The following is a 6,828-nucleotide window of genomic DNA, read 5'->3' as shown; positions in this document are numbered from 1 at the left end:
CTTACGACACCCGCCGCTGCCATGCCTCCATCATCGACCGGCAAGCCACGCCGATCATTCCGATCCGGAAGAACGGGCGCCCCTGGAAGGAAGACAGCCCGGCAGCGAAGGCTCGGAACGAGACGCTACGCGCCACGAAACACTACGGCCGGGCGTTCTGGAAGCACTGGACCGGATACCACGCCAGGAGCCGCGTGGAGGCGAAGATGCGATGCCTCAAGGCATTCGGCGAGCGCATCGCCGCAAGAGATCCCGACCGCCAAACCGCCGAAATCCACATCCGCGTCGCACTCATGAACCGCTTCTCAGCCCTCGGCACCGCCGAGATCGTTCGCGTGGCATGACATCAGCGGGGAAAGGGGAAGTCACGCCTTAGGCGTGAGTTACGCAACAATGCCGCGGCGATGGCGCATGGCTCGGGATGGGTGTCGACATCTGGCGGCTGATTGCGGAGCGCGAGGGCTGGTCCTACGAGTTCATCCCCGCGGGCGCGGCTGAACTGGACGGAGGCGCGGTCGACGTCCTGTTGCCGGTGGTTGCGGGCCCGAGGCTGGAAGAACGTGCCGACGTGACCCTGCCATTTCACACCGCAACGATGGGCGTCGCTGCGGAGCGCGAATCCCGTTTGTTATCGGTCATGCGCGGTTTCGTGTCGTGGCGCTTCCTGCAACTCGTCAGCTCGTTGTCGGCGCTTCTGCTGGTCATCGGCGCGCTGGTCTGGCTGGTGGAACGTCGACGCAATGAGGAAGAGTTTCACCCTGGCGTGCTCAAGGGCTTGGGTGACGGCTTCTGGTGGGCGGGCGTGACGCTGACCACCATCGGCTATGGCGACAAGTCGCCGAAGACCCTGCTCGGGCGCATGATCGCGATGCTCTGGATGCTGACTGGTCTCGCGGTGAGCGCTGCCCTGACGGCGGCCGTGGTAACGCTGGCGCAGCCCGGAGATTCCGGCGCATTGCCCGAACGTTTTGCCGAGGAAACCGTAAGCGTCATCGCCGACACGACTACAGCGCGTTACTTGGAATCCGCTGGGGTGGATACCGCACCGCGCCCGGACATGGACGGCATCCTAAGCGCTCTCCAGTCCGGTGATGTCACCCGGGCCGCTGCACCTGCCCCAGTTCTCCGCCATGCCATTTCCGAGCGGGGAGCAGTAGACTTCGGCGTTTCGGAAACGACGCTGGCCCCGGTCCTGATCGCCTTTGCGCTCCCGGAAGGCTCGTATCTGCGCGAGCGGATAAACCGCGCGTTGCTGAATGCCCTCTCGAGTGAAACGGGCTGGGACGTTCTCCAGCGCTATAATCAGGTCAAGGAATAGCGCCCTCGGAGTGCGCTGGTGAGCACGGATCGTCCCGCTGCGCGTCTTGCCAACGGTGTCTTTGGTAACACGAGCAGCATGAATCGCAGAGCCGTGTGCGTGTCCGCGCCAATCGCGACTGGGGTCGGTTAGGTCAGCCGTGTGTCCACGATCGTCTGCCGGTCGTATACGCACCTGCTGGACCTTGTGGTGCTATGCCTTGTGACCATAATTGGTTGCACAACTCGATCTTCGTCACGCTGTAGCTCGGTTTGTGTCGATCCTGATCGACGCTATACGGGGAGTAGAAACGTAGCAGATGGGAACCGCTGGAATATGTCACACTGAACGCAGCGCACATTGATCTTTCAGTTCGAATCACTGTTGCACATGCTGCGCCGGCGACACCGCCAGGCGCCGTGGACGCCGTTCCGGTCGTTGCAGAAATTGCTGCTCATCGCGTTGCTGCTTGCAGCGCTGCACATCGCTGCCATGGTCACCTTCGAAGGGCTGACACCTTTCCAGGGGCTGTGGCTGACGCTCACGACGATGACGACGGTCGGGTATGGCGACTATTCCGCGGAAAGCGTGTCAGGCCGGATCTCGACGATCCTGCTGGTCTTCCTCGGCGGCATCTGGATTGCCTTCCAGAGCGCCGCTACCTACTTCGAGCATCGCTCGGAGCGCCGCGAACGGATGCGCGAAGGCAGATGGAGATGGAAATTGACCGGGCACATTCTTCTGCTGAACCCGCCTACGCGTCACGCGCCGACCTACCTCGCTCGGCTGATCAGGGAGTTCCGCGCCAGTCGGCGGTTCCGCCCGTTGCCGGTTCAGATCGTCTCCTCGGATTTCTCGGACGGTCTGCCGGACGAGATCGCCGAGATGGGAGTGGTGCACTACGCAGGCGAGGCTTGGGAGGATTCCTCGCTCAGGGCCGCTAATGCCACCGAGGCGGATGTGATCGTGATCCTCGCTGCTGACGACGTGGACCCCTCCACGGACGGGCGCACGCTCGACATCGTCGACCGTCTCCGGTCGCTTGGTGCCAAGGGACGCATTCTGGTGGAATGCGTCGACGATGCGAACCGGTCCCGCTTCAAGCGGTTCGGCGCCGATTTGGCCGTGCGGCCGATGCGCGGCTATCCCGAGATGATCGTGCGCGCCCTTGCAGCGCCTGGAGCCGAAGCGATTCTCGAGGACATGTTCACCAGTCGCGGCGACGAGGTGTGGCGGTATGACGTCGCGGTTTTCGGCTGCACATGGGGAAAGCTGGCATCCACGCTCATTTCAGCGAACATCGGCGTCCCCATCGCCTTTCGCGGGGCGGGTGAGAGCCGCATGCGGATCAACCCCGACTCCGCGACGATCGTCGACGCCGACAAGCTCTTCGTGCTGGTGCGCGAGGGCAACGCACGCCCCGACGCGGAAATCGCAGCGCTGCTGAAGCCGCTTTGCGTCTCGCCGGGAGCGCAAGAGTAACCGGCAAGGTACGCCCACCAAGTTGGAGACCGCGCAAAATTGGGCTCTTTACACGATTTTCACGCGGGGACGGCGTTTTCCACATAGCGCCCTTACGGCCCCTCATTGCAGTTTTCGCGCAACGAAACGCTAAACTGGCGCTCGGCGCGGCTTTCCCGGGAGATGCCGATTGACCGACGGCAGAGACGCGAGCCCCTACCCGGACTCCTCGCTCAAAGAGGCCGACGCAGAGGGACACGGCAGGCTCAAGATCTTTCTCGGCGCCGCCCCGGGCGTCGGCAAGACATATGCGATGTTGGAGGCAGCCCGTAGACGGGCGGGCGAAGGCGTCGACGTGGTTGCCGGTGTCGTGAAGACGCACGGACGGATCGAGACCGAAGCGCTGCTTGCCGGCCTCGAGGTGGTGCCGAAGCAGTCGCATTTCCACCGCGAATGCGTCCTGCACGAGCTGGATTTCGAAGCCCGAGATCGTCCGCGTGGCATGACTTCAGTGGGGTAAGGGGCAGTCACGCCTCAGGCGTGAGTTCTGCAACAACGCCAATTTGATCGCTTCGATAACCATGAACAACTCCGTCAGGACCAGATCCCACACGTGTCAGTTCTCAGTGACCTCGAAAGGGTCTTGCCCCAGACGGAGGGTTCACTGCGACCTACGTGCAATCAGATCTCGTCGTCGATCTGCGTCACGTGCCGGAAGTAGCCGTAGGGCTCGAAGGACGCACCGAGCGCTCCGATCAGAACGCTAAGCGAGGCGGCGAGCGCGGCAACACGGATACGCACGGAAGCCGTCTCTGCATCTGAAGCACCTGTCCACGACGCGATGAGAGGATCGCCGAACAATCCGAAGGCGAGGAGCCAGGCCACAGCGAGGACGACGGCATAGGTCACGGCCATTCCAGCGCCGACCGCGATGATCGTCCCTGCGTTGCTCACCGCCCGCTGCTCGCGAAGCGGCCCTTGCCGTGCAGTGACGAGGTGCTGGACCCTGATGAGGTAGACGCTGGTCACTGCTACGGCGGCGATTGAAAGAACCAGGATGGTCGCGGCCGAGAGATTGGCGGCCACCTCCCAGGACTCGGCCGTCATGACAAGGACCGCGAGCGCAGATCCCGCTGCCGTCGTCAGGCGGCGCAGCTTCAGCGGGAAGCTCCAGGGGCGCATCCGCAGGATCGCTCGCGGGAGGTGGCTTCGGTTCTGCCAGAGGGAGCGTGCGTAGAAGCCGAGCCTGCCCTGCCGCTCGTCTCCCATTTCCTCCACCCGAAGGTCGGCGACCTCTGCCATGCGCTTTGCGAGGTCGGCGACCACCGCCGGCTCGAACCCCTCCATCCCGTCGAGATCCTCCGCGTCCTCCACCTGACGCATCCATGTCGAGGAACGATCCGGCACATGCCCGTTCAGGCGCCCGAAGAGGTGCATGGCGAAGGCGTGGAGTCGTGAGGCAAGAGGCGCTTCGTGGCGCACCGGGTCATCGAGAAAGGCCGTGGAGACGAGCGCCGTCGCGAAGATGCCGGACGTCATGCCGAGGACGCGCGAGAGCTCTCGCCCGTGAAGCTCGCGCGCCGTGACGACGAAGACGAAGTCCCAACTTCGCAGGTCTCGGTCAGCCTCGGCCGCATCAAGAAGACGCACTGGCTCGATCCGACCGAAATCGGCCGTAGTCGGGCGATCGAGCGTCTCGGTCACCCAGTCGAAATCCGGCATCCAGGTGGCGAGTGACCGTTGCACGGCGGCAGCGGCCGATCGAGCTACCTCACGCTTCTCGGAAGTCAGATCGCCCTCGAGAAGCCAGCCGATTTCCACTTTGGGACGTTTCTCGGCCTGCGGGGGCGTCTCCTGCTCGTGTGCACCTTGTCGCATGGCCGCCCCTTCAAATCCGCGCCGCGAGATCCACCGCGAACCGCATCGCGAGCGCGGCGGCGGAAGCCGCAGCAGCCTTGGCAGCCTGACGGTTGAGGATCGATGCGCGGTTGAAGGCTGTGACGACCCTGTTCAGGTCGGCGTAGTCGAGATCCTCGAAGCGAGATACCCGGCGCAGCCTTTGGCTTCCCGAAAGATACCAGAACCACGCTGCCGCCGCCGCGGTGATGAGGCCGAGCGCGTCGAGAAGTGTGATCAGAAAAGCCATGTAGATTCCCCTCCGGTGTAGTCGCCGAACACGCCCTGAAAATGTGGCGGCTCCCAAGGTTCAAGGCGATGCGTCGCCGGCCGGTTCTTGCTTCCGCGCGGCGTGGAACAGCACCATGACCTCGCGCATGATCGCGTCCTCGAGCGTTTCGGCCAAGCGCGTGGGGCAGAAAAGGCTGACCGTGACCCGCGCCTTGCCAAGATCCGTCGTCGAGAAGCGGATGCGGCTTTCGGGGTCGAGGATGTCGACCCCGCTGCGCCGCTCGATCCGTGCGTTGGCGCGCTCGGCCTCTTCGCGGAGGGGGCCGTAGTGACGCTCAACGATGGAGGCGATCTGCGGCTCGTGGCTCGGCAGGTCGATGTCGGCCTCTGTCGTGATGGCGAAGCTGTGGAAGGTGTAGTCGCGCACCACGGTCAGGTTGCGGATCGGCGCAGTGAAGAAGACGCTGTTCGGCACGACGGTAGTCCGGCCGGTGTAATGGAACGAGTTTGGCTGGAATTCCTGGATCGTCGTTCCGAGCAGCGTGTGATCCACGACCTCGCCCCGCACGCCGGACACCTCAATCCAGTCGCCGACCGCGAAGGCGCGCGTAGAGGCGCGCATGAGCGAGCCGGAGAGACACAGGATCATCTCTTTCGTGGCAACGACGATGGCCACGGCCACAGCCGCCAGCGACAGCGCGAAGGTGCGCAGCTGCGGTGCCCAGATGAGCACGAGACCGAGAAGCAGCAGGAACAGGAATACATTCCGGCTGGTGGCGATCCAGCGGCGCAGGACGTGCGGCGGCAAGTCGCTTCGCAGGCGGATGAGCTTGACGACGATCATCCGCGCGACCCAGAGCACGAAGAGAAGCAGTATCGATGCTACGAGGTCGGGCGAGGGTGTGCCAAGCGCGAGAGGTATATCCCATGTTCGCGGGTCGGAGATCATCAAAGCGATCTTTTACGGCCAGATCAGGTAGACATAGGCCGCGTATCCCGCGAGGAGGGCGAGGCCTTCGAGGCGAGAAATCCGGAGACCGGTCCACGCGACGACGAGCAGCAAGGCCGAGACACCGATCATCACGATGTTGTCGAAGGAAACGATTTCGACCGGCACAGCGCCGGGAGCGATGAGCGCAGTGAAGCCGCCGATCCCAAGGATGTTGTAGATATTCGAGCCCACGATATTGCCAAAGGCGACGTCCCCCTGGCGCCTTAGTCCCGCTACGATCGAAGTGATGAGTTCAGGCATCGAAGTGCCTACTGCCACGATGGTCAGCCCGATCACTGTCTCGGACATAGCGAAGCCACGCGCGAGAGACACGGCGCCATCAACGAAGAACCGACCGCCGAGGACGACGAGGGCAAGGCCGCCCAGTGCGATCAGGAGCGAGGCAGGCAGCCCGGGGCCCTGGGCTTTTGCAGGTGCGAGCGCGGGGTCGGCTTCCTGAAGAGCGAGGCTCTTGTCGTAGACGGCTCCATGGTCGCCGCCTGCCGAGTTCCGCTCTTGCCGAAAAGCGAGCCAGACATAAAGGCAGAGCGCCGCGACGAAGATCGCGCCGACGACGGTTCCGAGAGGCATGATGGCCGCGATCACGGCGAAGACGACCGCGACCGCCAGCATCACTAACCCGTCGCGCTTCAGCGCCCGCGCGATGGGCGCGAGAAGCGCCGCTATGCCGAGGATCAACAGGATGTTGGCAATGTTGGAGCCCACAATGTTGCCGTAGGCGATGGGCGTTGTTGCGTAACTCTGACTGCGGGCGATTCACATCGCGAATCCCTGCGGTTAGACGGGTCGCATGAGCAAGCCTCCTCCCGCCCGCTACCGCACGACGAACTGGTCCAGCTATAACGCCGCGTTGCGCAAGCGCGGCTCGATGCTGATCTGGGTAGAGGAAATGGCCTGGCTGGCGCCGCATGAAGGTCGGCTCGGCCGCCCT

General features: G+C 63.8%; 8 protein-coding genes and 1 pseudogene. 5 read left to right on the top strand and 4 right to left on the bottom strand.

From position 1 onward, the window contains the following. From BLW27_RS20150 to BLW27_RS20135, 4 genes are all read left to right on the top strand, one after another. A partial coding sequence (locus BLW27_RS20150) for a transposase (protein ID WP_143042256.1) occupies positions 1–344 on the top strand: 344 nt, incomplete at its 5' end. 77 nt (positions 345–421) lie between these two features. Next, positions 422–1,318: an ion channel gene (locus tag BLW27_RS20145; protein ID WP_089886488.1), complete on the top strand. Its 897-nt coding sequence runs from the start codon at positions 422–424 to the stop codon at positions 1,316–1,318. Between the two features lie 339 nt (positions 1,319–1,657). After that, positions 1,658–2,779 (top strand): ion channel, encoded by a 1,122-nt coding sequence (locus BLW27_RS20140; protein ID WP_089886485.1) that lies wholly within the window; start codon positions 1,658–1,660, stop codon positions 2,777–2,779. 169 nt (positions 2,780–2,948) lie between these two features. Further along, positions 2,949–3,278, top strand: coding sequence for a hypothetical protein (locus BLW27_RS20135; protein WP_089886484.1), 330 nt, complete (start codon positions 2,949–2,951; stop codon positions 3,276–3,278). Between the two features lie 161 nt (positions 3,279–3,439). On the opposite strand, the gene BLW27_RS20130 is transcribed toward BLW27_RS20135, so the two are convergent. Genes BLW27_RS20130 through BLW27_RS20115 form a run of 4 tightly spaced genes read right to left on the bottom strand, consistent with a single transcriptional unit; the run spans position 3,440 to position 6,620 of the window. Next, positions 3,440–4,636: a hypothetical protein gene (locus BLW27_RS20130; protein WP_089886482.1), complete on the bottom strand. Its 1,197-nt coding sequence runs from the start codon at positions 4,634–4,636 to the stop codon at positions 3,440–3,442. Positions 4,637–4,646: 10 nt separating this feature from the next. After that, positions 4,647–4,904 (bottom strand): hypothetical protein, encoded by a 258-nt coding sequence (locus tag BLW27_RS20125; RefSeq protein WP_089886480.1) that lies wholly within the window; start codon positions 4,902–4,904, stop codon positions 4,647–4,649. A 60-nt stretch (positions 4,905–4,964) separates the two neighbouring features. Then, positions 4,965–5,834 (bottom strand): mechanosensitive ion channel family protein, encoded by an 870-nt coding sequence (locus BLW27_RS20120; protein ID WP_089886478.1) that lies wholly within the window; start codon positions 5,832–5,834, stop codon positions 4,965–4,967. 12 nt (positions 5,835–5,846) lie between these two features. Continuing rightward, positions 5,847–6,620 carry a sodium:calcium antiporter gene (locus tag BLW27_RS20115; RefSeq protein ID WP_342708095.1) on the bottom strand — a complete coding sequence of 258 codons (774 nt, stop codon included), beginning with the start codon at positions 6,618–6,620 and terminating at the stop codon, positions 5,847–5,849. A gap of 67 nt (positions 6,621–6,687) precedes the next feature. Here BLW27_RS20115 and BLW27_RS21025 point away from each other — a divergent pair. Then, positions 6,688–6,828, top strand: a pseudogene (locus BLW27_RS21025) (IS5/IS1182 family transposase); the annotation flags it as partial.

This window comes from Citreimonas salinaria (assembly GCF_900107235.1).
GTDB lineage: Bacteria > Pseudomonadota > Alphaproteobacteria > Rhodobacterales > Rhodobacteraceae > Citreimonas > Citreimonas salinaria.
Note: the sequence above shows the minus strand (reverse complement) of the source record. Positions and strands in the feature narration are given on the sequence as shown.

Bases quoted from the DNA above. Each gene is read 5' to 3' on its own strand.
- BLW27_RS20125 (WP_089886480.1), bottom strand. From the start codon at position 4,904: ATGGCTTTTCTGATCACACTTCTCGACGCGCTCGGCCTCATCACCGCG.
- BLW27_RS20145 (WP_089886488.1), top strand. From the start codon at position 422: ATGGGTGTCGACATCTGGCGGCTGATTGCGGAGCGCGAGGGCTGGTCC.
- BLW27_RS20120 (WP_089886478.1), bottom strand. From the start codon at position 5,834: ATGATCTCCGACCCGCGAACATGGGATATACCTCTCGCGCTTGGCACA.
- BLW27_RS20130 (WP_089886482.1), bottom strand. From the start codon at position 4,636: ATGCGACAAGGTGCACACGAGCAGGAGACGCCCCCGCAGGCCGAGAAA.